Below are 22,301 nucleotides of genomic sequence, written 5' to 3'. Positions count from 1 at the left end.
CGGAAGTCAACGCTGCCCGCAATGTGGAATCCCGGCCCGTACTTATTTTCAGTGCGGCAAGAAGCCTTGTCCGGTGCGACGGCGCGTTCGTACGGTCAGCTCATCCCACCAAACCCGTGAAAGGGGTTCCAGTGACCCTGCAAACGCAGAACGCGGTGACCGCGACCAAGCTGGGCGGTGTCATCGGCGCCCGGGTCGACGGCGTGCGCCTCGGCGGCGACCTCGACGCGGCGACCGTCGCCGAGGTGCGGCAGGCCCTGCTGGCCAACAAGGTCATCTTCTTCCGCGACCAGCACCACCTCGACGACGAGGGCCAGCTCGCGTTCGCCGCGCTGCTGGGCGAACCGACGCTGGCGCACCCCACGGTCAAGGGCGTGCGCAACGCGAACGTGCTGCCGATCGACTCCGAGCACGGCAAGGCCAATAGCTGGCACACCGACGTGACCTTCGTCGACCGCATCCCGTCGGTCAGCATCCTGCGCGCCCTGCACCTGCCGCCGCACGGCGGCGACACCACGTGGGCCAACACCGCCGCCGCGTACGAAACCCTGCCGCCGTCGCTCAAGGCGCTCGTGGACGGCCTGTGGGCGGTGCACACCAACGCCTACGACTACGCGGCCAACATCGACGAGACCCGCATCGGCGGTGTGGACACCAAGTCCAAGGAGTACCGCGCCGAGTTCGTCTCCGAGCTGTTCGAGACCGAGCACCCCGTGGTCCGCGTGCACCCGGAGACCGGGGAGCGCGCGCTCGTCCTCGGCCACTTCGTCAAGCGGTTCATCGGTCTGTCCTCCACCGAGTCGGCCGCCCTGTTCCAGTTGCTCCAGGCCCGCGTCACCCGCCTGGAGAACACGGTCCGCTGGCAGTGGCGGGAAGGCGACGTGGCCATCTGGGACAACCGCGCCACCCAGCATTACGCCATCGCCGACTACGACGACCACCCGCGCCGCCTGCACCGCATCACCTCGCGGGCGACGTCCCGATCAGCGTCGACGGCACCCGCAGCACCCCGCGCACGGGTGACGCCTCGCACTTCTCCAACCTCTGAGCGCGCGAGAGCCCGTTGTCGGTCCGCTCGAACCGTCCGCAGAGGACTGATCCGAAGTGGACCGACAACGGGCTCGCGACCCGTCAGCGCTTCACTTGACGGGACGGCCCACGTTCTGCGGGAACTGGCCCGGGTAGTTGCCCGCGGGCGTGTAGCGGACCACGACGAACCTGCTCGCCTGCTGCATGATCGTGCCCGCCCCGCACTGGACGACGACCGCGCTCACCTTGGTGCTCGACTTCCACACCAACTGGGTGAAGTGCCCCGTGGCGGCCGAGAACCCGGGGCTGTTGTAGTTGTACTTCGACGCCTCGGCCATCCAGGAGTCCACCGCCTCCCTGATGCCCGCCTTGGGGTCGGAGCTGGCGTAGAGGTTCTCCCCGTACTTGCCCTGGCTGTTGGAGTGCTTGAACCGGCACGCGTTCGCGTACTGCTGCGTCGCGGCGGTCATGGAGGGGTCCCACGACACCGGAGGGGCGCCGTGGCGAGCCCTGGCCGCGTTGTGCGCGGCGACGACCTCATCGCTGAACGCGTCTTTCGCCATTGCGCTTCCCCGGTCTTCCGCCTGCGGCGCACCGGTTGCCTGGGCGGCATCCGTCACCACCGTCAACGCCAGGCACACCGAAACCCCGGTCAGCAAAGCACGTGCACGCCTCATGACAGCCTCCTGTCGTTCCCCGACCGAATTGCGAACTGCGACAACAATCCGATGGTGCGTCGGCAGCTCGGCACCCGCCGGGGGAGTCACCCCATCGTGTGGAGGCTGACCTGGGCAAACCACTCCATTGAGGACGTTTGGAAGCGGTGCCCCGGAGGCAACCGGGGGCTCAGGTCCCGCAGAAGGTCTGGTAGGTCGAACCGAAGTCCCGCGGTGCCGGTTCGGCGTAGCGGTCGAGGCCGGGCCGCTCGTCGAAGGGAGCGCCCACCGCGTCCAGCAGCCGCCGGAACGGTTCCAGGTCACCACCCGTCGCGGCGGCCAGCGCTTCCTCGACGAGGTGGTTGCGGGGGACGTAGACGGGGTTGACCCGGTCCATCGCCTCCGCGTCCGGCTCCAACGCGCGCCAGCGGTCCAGCCAGCCGTCGATCCCCGCGAGGTCGAGGACCAGCCCGCGCGCGGGCTCGGCGTCCCCGCGAGCGGCGGCGGCGAGGCGGCGGTGGAACGAGGTGTGGTCGACGTGGTTGTCCCGCAGCAGGACCAGCAGGTCGTCGACCAGCGGCGCGGTTTCCGCCGGGTCGAGGCTGTCGGGCAGGCCCAGCTTGGCCCGCATACCGGCCGTCCAGGCGTCGTTGTACTGCCTGCGGAACTCCCCGAGCGCCTGCACCGCCAGTTCGACGGCCCGCTCCTGGTCGTCGGCGAACAGGGGCAGCATGGCCTCGGCGAGCCGGGCCAGGTTCCACTCCGCCATGGCGGGCTGGTTGCCGTAGGCGTAGCGGCCCTGGTGGTCGATGGAGCTGTAGACGGTGGCCGGGTCGAAGGCCTCCATGAACGCGCACGGCCCGTAGTCGATGGTCTCACCGGAGATCGTCATGTTGTCGGTGTTCATCACCCCGTGCACGAAGCCCACCAGCATCCACCGCGCCACCAGCGCCGCCTGGTCGGCCACCACCGCCTCGAACAGCGCCAGGTGCCGCCGCTCGGCCGCCCCGGCGTCGGGGTGGTGGCGGGCGATGGCGTGGTCGGCGAGCCTGCGCAGCAGGTCCACGTCCCCGGTGGCGGCGGCGTACTGGAAGCTGCCCACCCGCAGGTGGCTGCTCGCCACCCGCGCCAGCACGGCCCCCGGCAGCGGGCCCTCCCGGTGCACCGGCGTCCCGGTCGCCACCACGGCCAGCGACCGGGTCGTGGGAATCCCGAGGGCGTGCATCGCCTCGCTGACGACGTACTCGCGCAACATCGGCCCGACCGCCGCCAACCCGTCCCCGCCCCGGGAGAACGGTGTCCGCCCGGACCCCTTGAGGTGCAGGTCGCGCGGCAACCCGTCGGCGTGGACGAGTTCGCCGAGCAGCAGCGCCCGCCCGTCGCCGAGCCGGGGGGAGTAGCCCCCGAACTGGTGCCCGGCGTAGGCCTGCGCCACCGGCGCGGCCCCCTCGGGCACCAGGTTCCCGACGAGCAGCCGCACCCCCTCTGGCCCGCGCAGCCACCCGGGGTCGAGGCCGAACTCGGCGGCCAGGGCCTCGTTGAGCACGAGCAGTTCCGGTGCGGCCGCCACGTCCGCCTGCCAGGGCAGGGCCATCTCCGGAAGCGTGCGGGCGAACTCGTCGCCCAGGGTCACGGTCGACAGCGGTGCGGTGGTCACCCGCCCAACGGTACGCGGTGCCCGCCCCGGGGGCAGACGACGCGGCGGCGGCCGACAGTCCACTCCGGTACGCCGCACCAGCGCCCCGGACCCCCGCTGTAAGCTCCCCGCCGGGGCTTCCGGGGGGAGGATCGGTTCAACGTGAACACGTCCGACATGTGGCTGCGCGACGTCGAGAAGTGGGTGACCGACGCCGAGCGCGAGGTGTCGAGCGCGAATGTGGTCCACACCACGGCGTGGACGTCCCCGCGAGAAGCCGAACCCACCCCCGGCCACGTCACCCACCCGCCCCGCTGATGCCCGGCCGCAACAGGGGCACCGGCTCGGACAGCAGCTCCACCCACCACAGCTCCACCCACCACACCGGCGGCCCACCCGGCGGCTCGTCCACCTCCGGCAGGCCCACCCCGGGCCCGGGAGGGATCGGCGGCCCCGGCACCACCGGCATGAACCCGGACAGCGTCGAGTCCCTCGGCGGCCGCATGGTCGGCCGAGCGGGCCAGGTGCGCGGCGCCGTGGGCGGCAAGATCCCCGCAGGCGCAGGCGCCGCCAGCGCGGGCGTCTTCGGCCAGGTCGCGATGGGCGCGGCGGACCGGGCCGTGGCCCGCGCCCGCACCAGCGTCGAGGGCGCCGCCAACGCCGCCGAGAAGGCGGGCACCAACGCCCGCTCCAGCGCCCAGACCGCCCGCGCCACCGACCAGTCCGCCGCGAGCACCATGGACCGCCTCGCCCGCGAGACCAAGGCCCCCACCACCGCCACCGGCACCGCCGCCCGCCCCACCACGGGAGGCACGGCAGGCGCGAACGCCCCGGCGAAGACCAACGCCCCCACGGGTTCCGCCACCCCCGCAACGGCCCCGACCGCCCAACGCGCTTCCGCCCATCCCACCCCCACCACCCCGACCCAGGGCTCCCGCTCCCCGGCCGCCCCCACCCCGCCGCCCGGCCGTCCCGGTCAGGCACCACCCCTGAACGGCACGGGCTCCCGGCCGCCGGATCGTGCCGCCGCTGCTTCGGTCCGCCCCGGTCAGGGGTCGCCGGTGGCTGGTCCGGGCTCCCGGCCGCCGGAGCGTGCTTCGGCTGCTTCGGCCCGTTCTGGTCAGGGGTCGGCGGTGGCTGATGCGGCCTCCCGCTCTCCGGATCGCGCCACCACCCCCACTCAGGCCCGTTCCGGCCAGACCCCGGCCGGGGGGACTCCGGGCGGCGGGCCTGCCGCACCCGGCACGGCCGCACCCGGTGCGGACAGCCGTGGCGGACATGTTCCCGCAGGCGAGTCGGGCAACCGTGGTGCCGATCCGCAGGGGAACAGGCCCGCTCGCCCGGGTACCCGGGGTCCGGCAGGCCCCGGGCCGGGTGGTGGGAACCCGGCTCCCGGCGGCACCTCGGGTGCTGGTGGTGCGGGCGACCGTCGCACCGGTCCGCCCGCGCAGGGTGGACCCGCCCGCCCGGCTAACCAGAACGGGTACGCGCCCCAGCCGCCCGTTCCACGCGCGCCCGGTCACCAGGGCGGGGGCGCCCGCAACGGTGATCCGAACACCGCACCCCCGCGCGCGGGTGGTCCGGTGCCGCCCCCCGCCCCACACGGACGCCCGCAGGGCGGACCGGGGCAGCAGGACACTCGACCGCCCGTTCCGCCTCGTCCGCCCCAGGCGGCAGCCTGGTCGCCGGACCGCTCATCCGGTCAGCACCCGCTCCCCCCGCCGGGACAGGCCGGTGGGCAGAACCCGAACCAGGCTCGCCCCCACCAGCTCCGGCCACCGGTCCCGCAGCACGGCGGGCAAGTCGTGCCACCGGTCGGCTTGCCCACGAACCCGCAGGGTGCCCAGCACCCCGGTCCGCTGCCCCACCGGGGCGGACAGGAGCCCGCCCCGACGCGCCCCGCGCCACCGGCCTCCGGTCTGACGAACCCCTCGCAGCACGCCCCCACCCCGATGCCACCGGGGTCGCAGCGCCCGGTCGACCAAGCGCATCCCGGCCAGTCGCACCCCCGTCCGCCGCAGCCGCTCGATCGGCAGCAGCCACCTGCGGGCCGCTTCCCCGAGCCGGATCAGCACGCCCCGCGCCCCGACCTACGCTCCCAGCGCCCGGCCGATCAGGTGCAGCCGCAGTCGCCTGATCGGCGGCAGCCTCCTTCGGGCCGCTTCCCGGAGCTGGGTCAGCACGGCCCGCACCCCCAGCGCCCGGTTGATCAGACGCAGCCCGGCCACGCGCACCCCCGTCCGCCGCAGCCGCCCGACCGCAGGCAGCCCCCTCCGGGGCGTTTCCTGGAGCCGGATCAGCACGCCCGGCGCAGGCGCCCGGCCGGACCCGAAGCGCCCACCGGTCAGCACCAGCGCCCGGCCGAGCAGGTGCACCGGGACCACGGTGTGCAGGCGGAGCAGCTTCCGCGTCCCGCCGATCCCAACCAGTACCCCGACAACGGTCGCCCCGCCGATCCCGGCACCGCGTCGGACCGGCCCGCGCACCGCGACGACCAAGGTCAGGCGCATACCGGTCCCGCACCGCAGGCGGCCGGTCCGCCCTACCCGGCGCGGAAGGAGTTGGTGCCGCACCTGAACTACTCCGAGCCGGTGCCGGTCGACCACGCCCCGCGCGACCACGACCTCAGCGGGTACGACCCCCCGGGGCCGGGGGAGCACCCCCGGGTGCAACTGGAGGCGATCGGGCCGGACACCTCCGGCTGGGAGCAGGTCAAGAGGAAGGTCGACGACTGGGCCGACGACGGGAATGTGCTCTACCGAGGTGACTCGCGGCCGCCGTCGGAGATCGCGAGGGAGCAGGGGTTCGGGTTGAAGAACCCGGACGGGGTCGTCGACATCAAGAAGCACGTCCTCGGCACCACCAACGCCTACGTCAGCACCTCGAAGTCGGTGGACATCGCGGCGCGCTTCGGGGCGAAGTCCGAGGGGTACGTCTACCGGGTCAAGGCGCCCGGCGGCACCCTCACCGAGGAGACCCAGGCCAGGGCGGGGGACCAGAGCGGCACGCAGTACAGGGAGGGGGAGGTCCTCTTCCCCGGTGGCATCCACTTCAGCCACGTCGAGGGTTGGCACAAGACCTTCGCCGACGCCCGGGGCAACGTCTACCTCGGTGAGTTCGAACCCAATCCGCACTACACCGGCGGTGCCCGGGAAGATGCCCCGGCGCATCCCAAGGGCTTGGAACAGCCCGACCAGGGGCACGTCCCACCGCCCGTCGCCCCGCCCAAGCACGTGTTGGAGCGGCAGGAGCGGGAACGGGCCATCGCCGAGGGGCGCGACCCGGACGCGCCCGCCGACCCCGCACCCGCCGCCGACCCCACCCCGGACCCGGGCGCCTCGGAACGCGACCACACCCCGATCGGCGGTCGCTTCGACCCCTCCCTGCTCGACCCCGACGGCGAGCCCACCGGCGACCAGCACACCGACAACCAGCCCACCGACGGCTCCCGTCAGCCCGACAGCGCCGACACAAGCGCCGACACAACCGCCCACCAGGACCCCGCCGAGCCCCCGCCAACCCCGGCACGCTCCATCAGCGCCGCCCTCGACGGTCTCGAAGGACCCGGAGAACCCGAGGGCCTGGCGCGCCCCGGCCCCCCGCTGACCGAACCCGCCGTGCACAGCGGCGTCGGCGACGAGCAGTCCCGGCAGGCCTTCCTCGACGAGCACTTCCCCGGTTACGGCGACATCAACCCCCACCACGCCGACAGCGGCGCCGCCGACGGCCACCGCACGAACTGCGTCGAGGCGATGCTCGCCGACGAGCGGCGCCACCACGGTGAACCCGCCCAGGCCGCCCCCACCCGACCCGAGGACGTCGCCACCGACGGCCGGTTGTCGCGGGTGCGGGAGGCACTCGGCGGGGTGTGGACCAGCCACCGGGACTTCGACGCGGTCGCCTCCGCGGTGGCGCGGACGCCCGAGGGGGCGCGCGGGGCGGTGGCGTTCCGGTACACCGACGCCGACGGGCACGCGATCGGGCACGTGGTGCGGGTCGTGCACACCCCGGGCGGGGTGGCCTTCGCCGATCCGCAGACCGGCCGCCTGGCCGAGTTGCCCGCGGGCGCCACCGAGGTGCGCCTGCTCTCCGCCGACCACACCGATGACACCGCGCACGCCGACGTCCCCGACGACGGCGGGTACGGGCGGTCGCCGGGGGAGCGGCGCGACCAGGCCGTGGACGAGGTGGACGCCGAGTCGGGCAGCACCGACCCGCTGCGGCGGGCCCTGGCCGACACCCACGACGTGGCCCGGGGGTACACCGTGGTGGACGTGGCCGCGCGGACGCACGACGACCTGGTGGCCAAGGTGGCGGCGGACCCCGGGCACCGGGTGGTGTTCCCCGGGCGCGACGGGCACAGCCCGGCCCTGGCCACCCGCGCCCCGAACCCGGGGTGCTTCGACCGGCACGCCACCGAGGTCGTACTGTCGCGCGCGGTGGTCGACGTGGCCGAGGAGGCCGCCGCGCGGCGGGCCGGGGGCGGGCCGTGGCGGGCGGCGTTGGCGGCCCGGGCCGAGCGCGGGCGCGACCAGGTGCGGTCGTGGGTGGCCGGGGACGACCCGGACCCGCGCTTCCGCGAGGTGGTGGACTCCCTGGTGCGCCGGGGTGACGAGGGCGCGGTGGAGGACGTCGAGGAGCGGACCCGCGACCTCGACCCGGAGGCCCGCCGCCGGGTGTGGGCGGAGTTCGACGCGCTGCCCCCGGTCCGGGAGCGCACCGAGTGCGCCGCGCGGACGGGGGTGGGCCGGTCGTGAGCGGGGAACTGAACCGGGAGCGGCGGGCGCTGGTCGACCTGGCGCGGTTCGGCCTGCCGCAAACCGTTGCCGGGCAACCGTTCCCGCCCTCGGAGGTGGGCGCCCCGCTCGTCGTGGACACCGACGCGGGCGGGGACCCGGACGACGCCGTGGCGCTGGTCCTCGCCGCCGCCGAGCCGACCCTCGCCCTGGTGACCACAGTGGACGAACTGGGTGGGGAGCGGGCCCGGTTCGCCCGGCACCTGCTGGACCTGCTCGGCCGCGCGGACGTGCCGGTGGTCGCCGGAGCCGACCTGGGCAACACCAGGATGAACTGCGTCGAGGGCCTGGTCCCCGACGACGTGCCCGCGCAGGGCGGGGACGTCGTCGAGGCTGTCGCCGAGGTGTGCGCGCGCACCGACGGGCCGGTGCGGTGGGTGGGCATCGGACCGGCCAGCAACCTCGCCCGCGTCCTCACCACCCGGTCGGACCTGCGCGCCCGGCTGGTGGTGACGCAGATGGGCGGGGCGATCAACTACCGCGACCCGTCCCGCGCCGAGCACAACTTCCGGGTCGACCCGGCGGCGGCGGCGACCCTGGTCAGCACCGCCGAGCTGCCCAAGCTCGTGCTGTCGGACACCACCTTCACCCCGGAGATCGAGATCACCGAGGGCTCCGACCTGCACCGCGCGCTCGCCGCGGGCCCGGCCTGGGCCCGGCTGGTGGCCGCGCACCTGGACCGGTGGTTCACCCGCTTCCACCCCGGCACCATCCAGCACGACGCGCTGGCTTTGGCCGCCGCGTTGCAACTGCCGTACGTCGACCTGTTCCACGAGCGGGTGCTGCTCGACGGGATCGGCCGGATGACCGTCGACCCCGCGGGCCACCGGGTGCGGGTCAGCGGCGGTGCGAACCACCCGGCGTTCCTGCGCTGGCTCACCCGCGGTCTCGAAACCGCACTGGACCGGGAGGACACCCGATGAACCGCGCCGAGGCCATCACCCGCGCCGAGGCGTGGATTCGCGAGCAGCACGGCGCCGGCGCCGACCGGCTGGCGGTGCTGACCGAGCACGTCAAGCTCATCCGCGGCGACTGGTACGTGCCCTACGACCTCACCGACCCCGACGACGCGCTGGTGCCCCTGCCTGCCGTGGAGGTGCCCGACGACGGCGGCCCGCTGCGCCGCCACGTCCCCCCCGACGGCTGGTCCACGGGGGTTCCCGAGTCCTGGCCCGCGCCCACCGCGGCCGGGGTCTACGTCGACCAGGAGTGGGACGCGGAGACCTTCGCCCACGTGGACGTGCCGATCGGGGCGATCCTCGGGTGGCAGCGCGAGGACCACCCCGAGCAGTTCCGCCGCAACCCGAAGTACGTGCGCGGCCCGGCGTGGCGCGGTGAGCCGCTGCCGTACACCCCCGCCGACAAGGCGTTCGGCTACTACCGCTGTGGCTGGCTCAACACCGCCGAGGAGGTCGCCGCCCTCCTCGACGTCCAGCTCTACCTGCCGCTCACGCCCGACGGGCGGCTGGCGAACGCGGGCAGCGACGAATCCACCCGCCTCGACGCCCACACCTCGCCCGCGTACCTGCCGCCCGGGACGCACGCGTGGTTGGAGAAGACCGCGCGCCAGATCCTGACGGACGTGCCGGTCGACGAGATCCTGATCAGCCCCGGGATGACCCCGGAATCGCGGATGGTCAGGGAGCAGCTGCTCCGGGTCCTCGACCGCTACCCCGGACCCGCCGTGCCGCCGCCGACGGGGCACCGGGGCTTCCCCCCGGACCTGGCCGACGCGCTCGACCGGGCCCAGTCCGCCGGGTTCGAGCTGGGGGGCAGGCAGTGGGAGGAGCTGCGCGAGGTCCGGGCGTGGAAGCAGGGCGGCCGCCGCGGTCCCCGCCCGCCCGCCGCCCAGGCGTTCTGGGACGCCGAGGGCGGCCGGTACTGGGACGAGCCCACCTTCTCCGCCATCGCCCCACCCGGCCCCGCCCACCACAGCTGGCACAGCGTGGTCGGCGCCTACCTCGGTTTCGCCCTCGGCGACCGCGTCTCGGGCACGAACCGCGGCCTGACCGCGGGTCTGCTGCACGCCACCGACCTGCTCGTGCGCAAGGCCGCCGGGTGGGCGCCGGACCTGGCAGGCACCGGTCTCCCGCTGCGGCCCGCCGGGTGGCTCGACCGCTGGTCGGCGCCCGGCGGACCGCAGGTCAAGGAGACGACCGGGCTGCTCGGCGCGGTCGCCTCGGCCGCCCGGCCGCAGCTCGGCGGCTACTGGGTCGACGACGTCAGCCCGGTCTTCGAACTCCTGCTGCGCCCCGACCGCGGCGAGCTGACCGCGGTGCTGCGGGAGTTGGGCGCGTTCGGGCACGTCGTGGCGATGCGCGAGCAGGACACCCCGCTGGCCGAACAGCTCGCGGGCCTGGGCACGCCCTGGGAGCGGGCGCTGCTCGTCGTGGTCAAGCTGGGCCACCGGCCGTTCGACGCGCTGGGGGTGCCCCTCGACGACCTGACCAGGATGACCGTCGGCGCCCTGCTCGGCGCCCGCCACGGGATCCGGGCCTTCCCCGGGAACTGGCTCGACGACCTGCCCGACCGCCACCTGGTGGAGTGCCTGGCCACCACCGCGTACCGGGCGTTCGACCCGACCCTGCTGCCCGACCCGACCCGCCTCGCCGCCCACCCGGGCCTGCCGCCGATCACCCCGGCCATGCGCGCCGAGGCCACCAGGACCCCCGGCGGCTGGCTGTACTGCGCCGACCCGGACGTCGACCCCCGCCACATCGACGGCGTCCCCGTCCCCACCCTGCTCGGTGCCTACAAGATCGGCCCCGACGGCGCCTTCACCGGCGAGACCTGGGTCAACGAGGACTACCGCCCCAGCCCCCGCCGCCGCGGCCTGCCCCGCCCGGAGAACGCCTTCGAGGAGGTCCTGGCGTTCGTGGCCGCCGAGTGGCTGCCCTACGAGGCGGCGGTGCGGGCCGCCCTGGACCACGAGTTCCTGATCGGCCTGGCCCCCGACGGCGACCTCGCGGTGCTGATCGCCCCCACCGGGGCCAGGGTCCTGCCCGCCTACTCCGCGCCGCGCCACGTCCCGGAGGGCACGGCGGTGCGGCCGATGTCGTTGCGCTCCCTGCTGACCGTCCTCCCGGGAGTGGCGGTCCTGGTCAACCCGGGCGGCTCGCTGGGCATCGACCTCGTCGGTGACCAGTTGGTCGCCAATGCGTGATCATCACCGTGTTTCGGCGCGCGCCTGCCATGGAACCCCGGCTCGAACCGCAGAGATCGACTGGTGCGGCGAGCCCGCCCACGACGCTGTTTAGGATGACCCGATGCGCGCCACGTTGAACGCCGAGAAGACCCGGACCGTGCTGCGCAACTCGGCGCGCGTGTCGCTGGACGTGTTGCTGCTGCTGGCGGTGACCGTGGTGGTGCTGTGGGTCGTGGGGCGGATGTGGTCGGTCGTCTGGCCGCTGGTGATCGCGCTCCTGCTCACCACCCTCACCTGGCCCGTCGCCCGGTTCCTGCGCGGGCACCGGTGGCGCCCCGCGCTGGCCGCCTCGGTCGTCACCGTGCTGTTCCTGCTGGTCGCGGCGGGCATCGGCACGTTGATCGTGCTGCCGGTGGTGCAGCAGGCCGGTGACCTGTCCGACGGCGTGGTGGCGGGCATCCAGCGCGTGCGGGAGTGGGCGGCCGGGCCACCGCTGAACATCGCCGACGAGCAGGTCTCCTCGGCCCTGGACTCGGGGATCGCGCGGATCAAGGACAGCGCCGGGGACATCGCCAACGCCACCGTCACCGGGGTGGGTGCCGTGGCGAGCGGGCTGCTCAACGCCGTGCTGGCGATCTTCCTGATGTTCTTCTTCCTCAAGGACGGGCCCCGGTTCCTGCCGTGGCTGACCCGGCAGCTCCCCGGGCGCCTGGCCACGCACGTGCCCGCGGTGACCGAGCGGTGCTGGGTCACGCTGGGGTCGTTCGTGCGGTCGCAGGCCCTGGTGGGTCTGCTGGACGCGGTGTTCATCGGGATCGGGCTGTGGATCGTGGGCGTGCCGCTGGTGCTGCCGCTGGCGGTGCTGACGTTCGTCTCGGCGTTCGTGCCGATCGTCGGGGCGCTGTTCGCCGGGGCGGTCGCGGTGCTGATCGCGCTGGTGTCCAACGGGTTGACCGACGCGCTGATCGTGCTGGCCATCATCGTCGTGGTGCAGCAGTTGGAGGGCAACGTCTTCCAGCCGATCATCCAGAGCGAGAGCCTGGGGCTGCACGCGGCGGTGGTGCTGCTGGCGGTGACCCTGGGCGGCAGCCTGGCGGGCATCACCGGCAGCCTGCTGGCCGTGCCGGTCGCCGCCATGATCGCCGTGGTGTGGAACCACGTGCGCGACCGCCTCAGCGACCCGGAACCGGCCGCTGTGGACCCGGGCACCGCTGTGGACTCCGACGCCGAGCCCGTCGCGAAGACCGACCCGGCCTGACGGCGGTGGTCGGCCGGTGTGGGCCGGTGGGTAGCCTCCTCCCAGGAGGTCGGATGACGCGGGCACGGGACACAGTGGTGGTGGGCGCGTCCGCGGGCGGCGTCGAGGCCCTCCGGGCGCTGGTGGCGGGGTTGCCACCGGACCTGCCCGCGGCACTGGTCGTCGTGCTGCACATGCCCGCGGGCGGGACGAGTTCGCTGGCCGCCATCCTGAACCGCTCGGGGCCCCTGCCCGCGCGGGTCGTGCGGCACGGGGAGCCGTTGCGCCCCGGCACCATCCACGTCGCCCCACCCGACCACCACACCCTGGTGCTCGACAACGCCCTGGCCCTGTCCCACGGCCCGACCGAGAGCGGGCACCGCCCGGCGATCGACGTCCTGTTCCGCTCCGCCGCCATCGCGCTGGGGCCGCGGGTCATCGGGGTCCAGCTCTCCGGCACGCTCGACGACGGGGTCGCGGGCCTGGTGGCGATCTCGGCGCGCGGTGGGAAGGTCCTCGTGCAGGACCCCGAGGACGCGCTCTACCGGGGGATGCCGGACAACGCCCTGCGCACCGTGCGCGCCGACCACGTCGCGCCCGCGTCCGCCCTCGGTGCCGTGCTCGCCGAGGTCGTGGGGGAGCAGGTGGGCGCCGCGGGTGCGATGCCGCCCGGAATCACGGAACGGGAGAACACGATCGCCGCCGACGTCCAGCCCGATCCCGACCCGGACGCCTACGTGCTCGGGCCCGCCTCCGGTTACACCTGCCCGGACTGCCAGGGCAGCCTCGCCGACATCGGCGACACCGGCCGCTACCGCTGCCGGGTGGGGCACGCCTGGACCGCGGAAGCGCTGCTGGCTGCCCAGGGGTCGGAGTGGGAGCGGGCGCTGTGGGTGGCCCTGCGCGTGCTGGAGGAGAAGGCGAGCCTCACCAGGAAGATGGCCGAGCGGGCCGACCAGCGGGGGAGCACCGGTGTGGCCGAGCGCTACCGCGGCAAGCTCACCGAGACCGCGCACGCCATGGACACCCTGCGCAAGTACCTCGGCGCGGGTGTGCAGGTCGCCGACGGTTCGGGGTGAGCGGCCCGGACCAGGTCGGACCGATGGACGCGGACCCGGCCTTCGAGGCGTTGCTGGAACACCTGAAGCGGGCGCGCGGCTTCGACTTCACCGGCTACAAGCGCACCAGCCTCGGCAGGCGCGTGCGGCAGCGGATGACGCAGGTCGGCATCGCCGACTTCGCCGACTACACCGACCACCTCCAAGCCAACGCCGACGAGTTCAGCGCGCTGTTCAACACGATCCTGATCAACGTCACCGGCTTCTTCCGGGATCAGGAGGCGTGGGACCACCTGCGCGCCGAACTCCTCGGCCCGCTGGTGGCGGCCCGCTCCCCGGCGGACCCCATCCGGGCGTGGAGCGCGGGCTGCGCGTCCGGCCAGGAGGCCTACACCCTGGCCATGGTGCTGGCCGAGGAACTCGGCGTCGACCAGTTCCGCCGCCGGGTGAAGATCTACGCCACCGACGTCGACGAGCACGCGCTGGCCCAGGCCAGGCAGGCCGTCTACAGCGCCGCCGAGGTGGCGCAGGTCCCCCCGCCGCTGCTGGAGAAGTACTTCGAGCAGGTCAACGGCGAGTTCGCCTTCCGCAAGGACCTGCGCCGGTCGGTCATCTTCGGCCGCAACGACCTGGTGCAGGACGCGCCGATCTCGCGCATCGACCTGCTCACCTGCCGCAACACGCTGATGTACTTCAACGCCGAGACCCAGTCGAAGATCCTGCGCAGGCTGCACTTCGCGCTGGCGCCGCAGGGGCTGCTGTTCCTCGGCAAGGCGGAGATGCTGCTGACGCACGGCCGGATCTTCGAGCCGGTGGAGTTGAAGCGGCGCATCTTCCGCAGGGCGCCCAGCTCGCGGGTCGAACTCGGACCGGTGGGGGTCGAGGCGCCCCCGGACATCGGCAACGACCGGTTCGGCGAGATGGAGCAACTGCGGCAGTTGGCCTTCAACGCGGCCCCGGTGGCGCAGCTCGTGGTGTCGGCCGACGACGTGCTGGCGCTGCTGAACACCAGGGCCGAGGCGGTGTTCGGGCTGTCGCAGGCCGACATCGGCAAGCCGCTGCGCGACCTGGAGGTGTCCTACCGCCCGGTCGAGCTGCGCGGTCACGTGGACGTGGCCAGGGTGCAGCGGCGGGCGGTGCGCGTCGAGGACGTGCAGTGGCAGCGCGGCGGCATGGCGGCGGTCTGGTTCCGGGTCGTCGTCGAGCCGCTGACCGGCGGCGACAACGGCCTGGTCGGCGTGGTGGTCACCTTCCACGACATCACCGCCACCCGCGTCCTGCTCGACGAGCTGGCCCACGCCAACCGTCAGCTCGAGGTGGCCTACGAGGAACTCCAGTCGACGAACGAGGAACTGGAGACCACGAACGAGGAACTCCAGTCCACCGTGGAGGAACTGGAGACGACGAACGAGGAACTCCAGTCCACCAACGAGGAACTGGAGACGATCAACGAGGAGTTGCAGTCCACCAACGACGAACTCCAGGCGATCAACGAGATGCTCCGCGAGCGCAGCATCGAACTCGACCACGTCAGCGAGTTCCTGGACGACGTCCTGCGGTCGTTGCGGTCGGGGATCGTCGTGGTGGACCTGGAGTTGCGGGTGCGCGCCTGGAACCGCGGCGCCGAGGAGCTGTGGGGCCTGCGCAACGACGAGACGACCGGCAGGCACCTGCTGGACCTCGACGTCGGCCTGCCGGTCGCGGACCTGCGGCAGGCGCTGGGGGTCGCCCTCATCGACCCGGCGTTCACCGAGGTGCTCGTCATGGACGCGGTGAACCGCCGCGGTCAGTCGATCCGGCTGCGCCTGACCTGCGGCTCCCTGCGCAACGAGCACGAGCAGACCCGCGGCGCCATCCTGGTGATGGACCCCGTCCACGACTGACGGCCCGCCGCGCGACGACCGCCAGGCCCACCGCGTCCCGGCCGCCTCCCGGCGCCGAAATCAGGACCGATCCGCGTCCGGATCACCGTCAGACCCGGGCCCGGCGGGTTCGCGCGCCCCGGTGCGCAGGGTCGCCCAGACGACCTTGCCGCCGGTGGGGGTGGGCGCGCTGCCCCACGCCGTGGCCAGGAACGCCACCAGGTCCAGCCCGTGCGTCCCGGACAGGCCCTTGCCCGGGTCCACCGCGTGCTGGGGCTGGGTCGGGTCGTCGTCGTACACCGCGATGGTCAGGACGCCGCGGCGGTGCTCCAGGCGGACCGTGGGGGCGGACAGGGTGTGCTGGATCGTGTTCTGCACCAGTTCGGCGCTCATCAGCAGGCAGTCCTGCGCGACCCGGTCCAGTCCCCACACCACGAGGGTGTCGCGGATGAAGCCGCGGCCGATGCGCATCGCGGAGTGGTCGTTGGGCAGTTCGATCCTGGCCACCACGCGGGTGCTGCCGCAATCGGCGGCCAGCGCCTCCTCGGTGGTGGCGTGCACGTCCAGGAACCGGCGCAGCGGGCTGGCAGCGGTGACCGCCCGGCTGTCGCGCCCGCACACCAGCCGCAGCGGCACGCTGGGCCACTTCGACACCTGCTCGGCCACGGTCACGAACACCGACAGCGCGACCGGGTCCGCGCACTCCATCGAGCGCACGTCGACGATGATGGCCGAGGGGGCCTCGGTCGCGCACTTGAGCAGGTGGCGTCGGACCTCGGCGTAGTGCGAGCGGTCGAGGGGACCCGCGATCCGGACCACGACGGCGGTGCCCGCGGACTCCTGGGCGATGCGCAGCGAGGCCGGTACGGCGTCCATCCGGTTTCCTCCGCCCACGGTACCCACGGCCCCGAAACACCGATGATACGCCCGGCGGCAGCCTCCGCCGCCAGGGGTGCGCGCGGCCCGCCCGTTCCTCGAACCGGGGTTGTCCGGTTACGGCGCCGATCGGCGGGTAGCTCTCGGGCATGGGCATCGAGCGAGCGGCGGTCACCGGTGGTGCGGGGTTCCTCGGGTCGCACGTGTGCCGGGCGCTGCTGGACCGGGGTGTGGCGGTCGTGTGCGTGGACGACCTGAGCACGGGGTCGCTGGACAACCTGCCCGACGACCCGGGCCTGGAGGTCGTCGTCGCGGACGTGACCGAGGAGTTGCCGGTGGGCGGCCGGGTGGACCTGGTGCTGCACATGGCGTGCCCGGCCTCACCGGTGGACTACCTGGCCAGGCCCGTCGGCACGCTGCTCACCGGTGGCCTGGGCACCCTGCGGGCGCTGGAGCTGGCGCACCGGAGCGGGGCGCGGGTCGTGGTGGCCTCCACCAGCGAGGTCTACGGCGATCCGGTCGAGCACCCGCAGCGCGAGTCGTACTGGGGCAACGTGAACCCGATCGGCCCGCGCAGCGTCTACGACGAGGCCAAGCGGTACGGGGAGGCGATGACCGCCGCCTTCCGCCGCGAGCACGGCGTCGACACCGGGATCGTGCGCATCTTCAACACCTACGGGGAGCGGATGCGCCCGGACGACGGCAGGCTCGTGCCCACCTTCGTCCGGCAGGCCAGGGCGGGCGAACCGCTCACCGTGCACGGCGACGGCGAGCAGACCCGGTCGCTGTGCCACGTCGACGACCTGGTGGCCGGGTTGCTGGCGATGGCCGGGTCCGACCACCCCGGACCGGTGAACCTCGGCAACCCCGAGGAGGTCACCGTGCTGGAGGTCGCGCGGCGGGTCATCGAGGTCACCGGCAGTTCCTCGCCGCTGCGCCACGTCGCGGCGATGACCGACGACCCGCGCAGGCGCAAGCCCGACATCACCCTGGCCGGGGAGGTCCTCGGCTGGTCGCCCAAGATCCCGCTCGACGAGGGCCTGCGCCGGTCCTTCGGCTGACCGGGCGAGCCCGCAGCACACCCGCCGACCAGTTCCCGACAGCCAGAAGGAGACCGCCGTGCGCGTCCTCGGCATCAACGCCGTCTTCCACGACCCCGCCGCCGCGCTGGTGGTGGACGGTCGGATCGTCGCCGCCGCGGAGGAGGAGCGCTTCTCCCGCCGCAAGCACGGCAAGCGCCCGGTGCCGTTCTCGGCCTGGGAGCAGCCGGAGCAGGCCGCCCGCTGGTGCCTGGAGCACGCCGGGCTCACCCCCGCCGACCTCGACGCGGTCGCCTACTCCTACGACCCCGACCTGACCGAACCGTCGGACGTGCCGTGGGAGGACCTGCGCACCGAGTACGCCCGGCGGGCGCCGCTGTTCCTGGCGACCGCGCTGCCCGGCCTGGACCCGGCGATCGTGCGGTTCGTCCCGCACCACGTGGCGCACGCGGGTTCGGCGGGCCTGGCCGCGCCGTTCGGCGGCGACTGCGCGGTGCTGGTGTCCGACGGCCGCGGCGAGTGCGGGTCACACCTGGCCGGCAGCTACCGCGACCACCGGCTGACCACGCTGGCCGCCCAGCACCTGCCGCACTCCCTGGGCCTGCTCTACGAGGACCTGACCCAGCACCTGGGCTTCCTGCGCTCCAGCGACGAGTACAAGGTGATGGCCCTGGCCTCCTACGCCGAGCCCCGCCACCTCGACCTGATGCGCGAGCTGATCCGCGCCGAGGACGACGGCGGCTTCTCCGTCACCCCCGTGGACTGGGACACCCTGGCCAAGCGCCGCGAGTCGGGGGAGGAGATGACCCGCGAGCACGCCGAACTGGCGGCCAGCGTGCAGGTCCGGGTGGAGGAGGTGCTGCTGGACCTGGTCCGCTGGCTGCACGAGCGCACCGGTCAGCGCAGGCTCACCATGGCGGGCGGGGTCGCGCTCAACTGCGTGGCCAACACCCGCATCTTCGCCGAGGGGCCGTTCGACGAGGTGTGGGTGCAGCCCGCCGCCGGGGATGCGGGCACCGCCCTGGGGGCCGCCCTGCACGTCGCCGCCACCGAGGGCGAGCCCGCCGCGGCCATGTCGGGCGCCGACCTGGGCCGGGATTGGACCGACGACGAGATCGAGGCGGTGCTGCGGACGGCGAAGGTCCGCTACACCCGGCCCGACGACATCGCCGAGGAGGTCGCCGCCGCGCTGGCGGACAACCAGGTTGTGGCCTGGTTCCAGGGCCGCAGCGAGTACGGGCCGCGGGCCCTGGGTCGCCGGTCGCTGCTGGCCAACCCCTGCCACCAGGAGAACCTGACCCGGATCAACGACGTCAAGGGCCGCGAGCAGTTCCGCCCGGTCGCCCCGATGGTCCTCGCCGACCGCGCCGCCGAACTGTTCGAGCGCGGCCCGATCCCCAGCCCGTACATGCTGTTCGTGCACGACGTGCGCCCGGAGTGGCGCGACCGAATCCCCGCGGTGGTGCACGTGGACGGCACGGCCCGGGCGCAGACCGTCTCTGCCGACAGCGAGCCGCTGATGGCCAGGGTGCTGCGCGGGTTCGAGCGGCGGACCGGGGTACCGGTGGTGGTCAACACCAGCCTGAACACCGCGGGCAGGCCCATGGTGGACGACCCGCGCGACGCCCTGGAGTGCTTCGGGTCCGCGCCGGTCGACCTGCTGGCCATCGGCGGCTTCGCGGTGCGCCGATGACCCGCGCCGCGATGACCCACGCTCCGATGGCCCGTTATGCCGTGGTGGTCCCCACCGTGGGCCGGGAGAGCCTGCGCGCGGTGCTCGACGCCCTGCACACCGGCGACGGCCCGGAGCCGGTGGAGGTCGTGGTGGTCGACGACCGGCCCGTGCCCGGTGACCTGCCGCTGCCGCACCGGATGACAACACCCGTGCGGGTGGTGCACAGCGGCGGTCGCGGTCCCGCCGCCGCGCGCAACGCGGGCTGGCGCGCGGTCGACGCGGAGTGGGTCGCCTTCCTCGACGACGACGTGCTCCCCCCGCCGGACTGGCGGGCGCGGCTGGCCGAGGACCTCGACGTCGACCCGGACGTGGGGGCGACGCAGGCCCGGCTGTCGGTGCCGCTGCCGCCGGACCGGGCGCCGACCGACTGGGAGCGCGGCACCGCCGGGCTGGCCGACGCGAAGTGGATCACCGCGGACATGGCCTACCGCCGCTCGGTGCTGGCCGAGGTCGGCGGTTTCGACGAGCGCTTCCCGCGCGCCTACCGGGAGGACGCCGAGCTGGCGGTCCGCGTGCAGGACCGGGGCCACCGGATCGTCTCGGGCAGCAGGCACACCACCCACCCGGTGCGCCCGTCCGACTTCTGGGCGAGCCTGCGCCAGCAGCGCGGCAACGCCGACGACGCGCTCATGCGCAGGCTGCTCGGCCCCGGCTGGCGCGACCGCATCGGCGGTCACCCCGGCAGGCTGCGCGCGCATGCCCTGACCACGGCGGCGGGGGCGGGCGCGGTGCTCGCCGGTCTGCTCGGCGCCCGGCGCACCGCGCTCGCCCTGGCCGGGGTGTGGGCCGGGCTCACCGCCGCGTTCGCCGCGCAGCGGATCGCCCCGGGACCGCGCACCCCGGAGGAGGTGCTGCGGATGGTCGCCACCAGCGCGGCCATCCCACCCGCGGCGTGCGCGCACCGCCTGCGCGGCGAGCTGCGGCACCGGGGGGTGCGGCGGTGCGCATCCTGATCCTGCGCGCGCTGGGCCTGGGCGACCTGCTCACCGCGGTCCCCGCGCTGCGCGCCGTCCGCCGGGCCCACCCGGACGCGGAGATCACCCTGGCCGCCCCGCGGTGGCTGGCGGAGGTGGTGGACCGGGTCGACGCCGTCGACCGGCTGCTGCCCACGGCGGGCCTGGTGCCGATCGAGTACGCCGAACCCGACCTGGCGATCAACCTGCACGGGCGCGGCCCGCAGAGCGTCGACCTGCTCCGCGCCACCCACCCCGGCGAGCTGATCACCCACGGCCCGGAGCACCCGTGGAACGACGAGCAGCACGAGGTGCTGCGCTGGTGCTCCCTGCTGGCGCACCACGGCATCCCCGCCGACCCCGACGACCTGCGGTTGCCCGCCGGGGAGCGCAACGGCGCGATCGTGGTGCACCCCGGCGCCAGCCACGGCTCCCGCCGCTGGCCCGCCGACCGGTACGCCGAACTGGCCGGGGAGCTCGGCCCGGACGTGGTGGTCACCGGCAGCCCCGACGAGGCGGACCTGGTGGCGGCGGTCGGCGCCGCGCGCACCCAGGTAGGCGGGTTGGGCGCGCTGCTCGACCTGGTCGCCGGGGCTCGGGTCGTGGTGTGCGGGGACACCGGGGTCGCGCACGTCGCCACGGCGTTCGGCACGCCCTCGGTGCTGCTGTTCGGCCCGGTGTCGCCCGCCCGGTGGGGACCGAGGTCCGGCCCGCACCGGGTGCTCTGGCACGGCGGCACCGGCGACACCTTCGCCGCGGCACCCGACCCGGGCCTGCTGCGGATCACCGTGCCCGAAGTGCTCGGCGCGGTGCGCGACCTGGTGGCCGGGCAACCGGCCGGACGATCGAGAGGAGCGACGGGATGGCCGCGATCGGCGTCATCGGCGCGGGCTACGTCGGACTGACCACGGCGGCCTGCTTCGCCGCCCTGGGCCACCGGGTGGTGTGCGCGGACCGCGACGCGGACCGCGTCAGCGCCCTGCGCCGCGGCGAGGTCACCGCCCACGAACCCGACCTGCCCGACCTGGTCTCCGACGGCCTGCGCTCCGGCGCGCTGTGCTTCACCGGCGCCAACGCGGAAGCCTTCACCGAAGCCGGGTTCGTGTTCCTGTGCGTCCCCACCCCCTCCGGCCCCGACGGCGCCGCCGAACTGGGAGCGGTCCGCTCGGTGCTGGCCGAGATCGGCCCCCGCGACTGCCGGGTGGTGGTCAAGTCCACGGTCCCGCCGGGAACGGCGGCAGCACTGTCCCGGGAGACCGGGATCGAGCTCGTGTCGAACCCGGAATTCCTCCGCGAGGGCCACACGGTGGCGGACTTCCTGCACCCGCAACGCATCGTCGTCGGCGCCACCCAGCCGGAGGACGCGCGCGCCGTGCTCGCCCTGTACCCGGAGGCCCCCGCGATCGTCACCGACACGACCACGGCGGAACTGGTCAAGTACGCGGCGAACTGCTTCCTGGCGATGAAGCTCTCCTACGCCAACTCCCTGGCCGAACTCTGCGAGGTCTTCGACGCCGACGTCGCCGCGGTGACCGAGGGCATCGGCTCCGACACCCGCATCGGCCCCGACTTCCTGCGCCCCGGCCCCGGCTGGGGCGGCTCGTGCTTCCCCAAGGACACCCGCGCCCTGGCCGCCGCGGCGGAGGCGGCGGGCGTGGACTTCCCACTGCTGACGGCCACGATGTCGACCAACGACCGGCAAGCGGATCGGGTGGTGCGGCGGGTCATGGCCGAAACCGGTCCGCTGCGCGGGGCGCGGGTCGGCGTGCTGGGCCTGACGTTCAAGGCCGGAACTGATGACCTGCGGGATTCGCCCGCACTGCGGGTGGTGGAGCGGTTGGTGGCCGCCGGGGCGGTGGTCCGTGCTTACGACCCGTGTGTGCGTGGGGCGGTTGACGGGGTTGAGGTGGTGGAGTCGGCGGAGGTCGCGGTGGAGGGGGCGGTGGCGGCGGTGGTGCTGACCGAGTGGCCGGAGTTCGGTGCGCTGTCGTGGGCGGAGCTGAAGCCGACGATGGCGCTGCCGGTACTGGTCGACACGCGGTGCGTTGTGCCGGTCGAGGCCGCCCGGGAAGCCGGGATGCGAGTGGTGCGGTGGGGGAATGCTTCGGTGAGGTGAATGGGGTGCCGACAACCTCCGAAAATGGAGCAATCGCCATGCCGACTCTTTCCTCGCACCCTCACAGGTCGACAACTGTGCAACCGTTCAACTCCCGGACCAGCTGGGAGGCCAGAGCCCATCGGATCGCAGGATCGTCGAACATCACCGCCTGATCGCCCA

Annotated in this window: 18 protein-coding genes and 1 pseudogene; 13 read left to right on the top strand and 6 right to left on the bottom strand. The window is 74.1% G+C overall.

Going from position 1 to position 22,301, the window contains the following annotated elements; all coding sequences use genetic code 11:
• Positions 1 to 131: 131 nt before the first annotated feature.
• Positions 132 to 1,048 (top strand): annotated as a pseudogene (locus UO65_RS34405) (TauD/TfdA dioxygenase family protein).
• 91 nt (positions 1,049 to 1,139) lie between these two features.
• On the opposite strand, the gene UO65_RS07200 reads toward UO65_RS34405, so the two are convergent.
• Positions 1,140 to 1,592 (bottom strand): CAP family protein, encoded by a 453-nt coding sequence (locus UO65_RS07200; protein ID WP_052020853.1) that lies wholly within the window; start codon positions 1,590 to 1,592, stop codon positions 1,140 to 1,142.
• A gap of 283 nt (positions 1,593 to 1,875) precedes the next feature.
• Positions 1,876 to 3,342 carry a protein adenylyltransferase SelO gene (locus UO65_RS07195; protein ID WP_035279905.1) on the bottom strand — a complete coding sequence of 489 codons (1,467 nt, stop codon included), beginning with the start codon at positions 3,340 to 3,342 and terminating at the stop codon, positions 1,876 to 1,878.
• Between the two features lie 141 nt (positions 3,343 to 3,483).
• On the opposite strand from UO65_RS07195, the gene UO65_RS36635 reads away from it, so the two are divergent.
• The gene (locus tag UO65_RS36635) at positions 3,484 to 3,639 is read left to right on the top strand and encodes a hypothetical protein (protein ID WP_161784437.1); all 156 of its coding nucleotides are present in this window, start codon (positions 3,484 to 3,486) and stop codon (positions 3,637 to 3,639) included.
• Here UO65_RS36635 and UO65_RS36630 read toward each other — a convergent pair.
• From UO65_RS36630 to UO65_RS35625, 3 genes are all read right to left on the bottom strand, one after another.
• A complete protein-coding gene (locus UO65_RS36630; protein WP_161784436.1) occupies positions 3,620 to 4,186 on the bottom strand; it encodes a hypothetical protein in 567 nt (188 codons plus the stop codon). The two genes, UO65_RS36635 and UO65_RS36630, sit on opposite strands and share 20 nt — an antisense overlap.
• A gap of 829 nt (positions 4,187 to 5,015) precedes the next feature.
• Positions 5,016 to 5,396, bottom strand: a complete 381-nt coding sequence (locus UO65_RS35630) for a hypothetical protein (protein ID WP_035279903.1) — start codon at positions 5,394 to 5,396, stop codon at positions 5,016 to 5,018.
• Between the two features lie 15 nt (positions 5,397 to 5,411).
• Positions 5,412 to 5,831, bottom strand: coding sequence for a hypothetical protein (locus tag UO65_RS35625; RefSeq protein ID WP_035279902.1), 420 nt, complete (start codon positions 5,829 to 5,831; stop codon positions 5,412 to 5,414).
• A 54-nt stretch (positions 5,832 to 5,885) separates the two neighbouring features.
• Here UO65_RS35625 and UO65_RS38565 point away from each other — a divergent pair, with 54 nt between their 5' ends.
• The 6 genes from UO65_RS38565 (at position 5,886) to UO65_RS07150 (ending at position 15,440) form a co-directional block, all read left to right on the top strand.
• Positions 5,886 to 8,078, top strand: a complete 2,193-nt coding sequence (locus tag UO65_RS38565; protein ID WP_035279901.1) for a scabin-related ADP-ribosyltransferase — start codon at positions 5,886 to 5,888, stop codon at positions 8,076 to 8,078.
• On the top strand, positions 8,075 to 9,040 hold the full coding sequence (locus tag UO65_RS07170; protein ID WP_035279963.1) for a nucleoside hydrolase: 966 nt from the start codon (positions 8,075 to 8,077) through the stop codon (positions 9,038 to 9,040). Before UO65_RS38565 ends, UO65_RS07170 begins: the two co-directional genes overlap by 4 nt.
• A complete protein-coding gene (locus UO65_RS07165) occupies positions 9,037 to 11,280 on the top strand; it encodes a hypothetical protein (protein ID WP_035279900.1) in 2,244 nt (747 codons plus the stop codon). The genes UO65_RS07170 and UO65_RS07165 overlap by 4 nt, the downstream gene beginning before the upstream one ends.
• Positions 11,281 to 11,383: 103 nt before the next feature.
• Complete coding sequence (locus tag UO65_RS07160) at positions 11,384 to 12,520, top strand: AI-2E family transporter (RefSeq protein ID WP_035279899.1); 1,137 nt, start codon at positions 11,384 to 11,386, stop codon at positions 12,518 to 12,520.
• Positions 12,521 to 12,573: 53 nt separating this feature from the next.
• Positions 12,574 to 13,578, top strand: a complete 1,005-nt coding sequence (locus UO65_RS07155; RefSeq protein ID WP_035279898.1) for a chemotaxis protein CheB — start codon at positions 12,574 to 12,576, stop codon at positions 13,576 to 13,578.
• A gap of 23 nt (positions 13,579 to 13,601) precedes the next feature.
• Entirely contained in the window at positions 13,602 to 15,440 is a 1,839-nt protein-coding gene (locus tag UO65_RS07150) for a CheR family methyltransferase (protein WP_035279962.1), read from the top strand.
• Positions 15,441 to 15,500: 60 nt separating this feature from the next.
• Here the strand turns inward: UO65_RS07150 and UO65_RS07145 are convergent, their stop codons facing one another.
• Positions 15,501 to 16,295: an STAS domain-containing protein gene (locus tag UO65_RS07145; protein WP_052020852.1), complete on the bottom strand. Its 795-nt coding sequence runs from the start codon at positions 16,293 to 16,295 to the stop codon at positions 15,501 to 15,503.
• Between the two features lie 149 nt (positions 16,296 to 16,444).
• Between UO65_RS07145 and UO65_RS07140 the strand changes: the two genes are divergently transcribed.
• Genes UO65_RS07140 through UO65_RS07120 form a run of 5 tightly spaced genes read left to right on the top strand, consistent with a single transcriptional unit; the run spans position 16,445 to position 22,139 of the window.
• Positions 16,445 to 17,356, top strand: coding sequence for an NAD-dependent epimerase/dehydratase family protein (locus UO65_RS07140; RefSeq protein ID WP_035279897.1), 912 nt, complete (start codon positions 16,445 to 16,447; stop codon positions 17,354 to 17,356).
• Positions 17,357 to 17,414: 58 nt separating this feature from the next.
• Positions 17,415 to 19,028, top strand: coding sequence for a carbamoyltransferase family protein (locus UO65_RS07135; RefSeq protein ID WP_035279896.1), 1,614 nt, complete (start codon positions 17,415 to 17,417; stop codon positions 19,026 to 19,028).
• Entirely contained in the window at positions 19,025 to 20,023 is a 999-nt protein-coding gene (locus UO65_RS07130) for a glycosyltransferase (protein WP_324608956.1), read from the top strand. Before UO65_RS07135 ends, UO65_RS07130 begins: the two co-directional genes overlap by 4 nt.
• Positions 20,011 to 20,928 (top strand): glycosyltransferase family 9 protein, encoded by a 918-nt coding sequence (locus tag UO65_RS07125; protein ID WP_035279895.1) that lies wholly within the window; start codon positions 20,011 to 20,013, stop codon positions 20,926 to 20,928. Before UO65_RS07130 ends, UO65_RS07125 begins: the two co-directional genes overlap by 13 nt.
• Complete coding sequence (locus UO65_RS07120) at positions 20,886 to 22,139, top strand: UDP-glucose dehydrogenase family protein (protein ID WP_035279894.1); 1,254 nt, start codon at positions 20,886 to 20,888, stop codon at positions 22,137 to 22,139. Before UO65_RS07125 ends, UO65_RS07120 begins: the two co-directional genes overlap by 43 nt.
• The last annotated feature ends 162 nt before the right edge of the window (positions 22,140 to 22,301 follow it).

Source organism: Actinokineospora spheciospongiae, assembly GCF_000564855.1.
GTDB lineage: Bacteria > Actinomycetota > Actinomycetes > Mycobacteriales > Pseudonocardiaceae > Actinokineospora > Actinokineospora spheciospongiae.
The sequence above is the reverse complement of the archived record's forward strand: the minus strand, read 5'-3'. Positions and strand labels throughout refer to the sequence as shown.

Excerpts from the sequence above, each read along its gene's own strand:
- UO65_RS07200 (WP_052020853.1), bottom strand. The coding sequence starts at position 1,592 with ATGGCGAAAGACGCGTTCAGCGATGAGGTCGTCGCCGCGCACAACGCG.
- UO65_RS35625 (WP_035279902.1), bottom strand. The coding sequence starts at position 5,831 with ATGCGCCTGACCTTGGTCGTCGCGGTGCGCGGGCCGGTCCGACGCGGT.
- UO65_RS07165 (WP_035279900.1), top strand. The coding sequence starts at position 9,037 with ATGAACCGCGCCGAGGCCATCACCCGCGCCGAGGCGTGGATTCGCGAG.
- UO65_RS07160 (WP_035279899.1), top strand. The coding sequence starts at position 11,384 with ATGCGCGCCACGTTGAACGCCGAGAAGACCCGGACCGTGCTGCGCAAC.
- UO65_RS07155 (WP_035279898.1), top strand. The coding sequence starts at position 12,574 with ATGACGCGGGCACGGGACACAGTGGTGGTGGGCGCGTCCGCGGGCGGC.
- UO65_RS07150 (WP_035279962.1), top strand. The coding sequence starts at position 13,602 with ATGGACGCGGACCCGGCCTTCGAGGCGTTGCTGGAACACCTGAAGCGG.
- UO65_RS07145 (WP_052020852.1), bottom strand. The coding sequence starts at position 16,295 with ATGGACGCCGTACCGGCCTCGCTGCGCATCGCCCAGGAGTCCGCGGGC.
- UO65_RS07140 (WP_035279897.1), top strand. The coding sequence starts at position 16,445 with ATGGGCATCGAGCGAGCGGCGGTCACCGGTGGTGCGGGGTTCCTCGGG.
- UO65_RS07130 (WP_324608956.1), top strand. The coding sequence starts at position 19,025 with ATGACCCGCGCCGCGATGACCCACGCTCCGATGGCCCGTTATGCCGTG.
- UO65_RS07120 (WP_035279894.1), top strand. The coding sequence starts at position 20,886 with ATGGCCGCGATCGGCGTCATCGGCGCGGGCTACGTCGGACTGACCACG.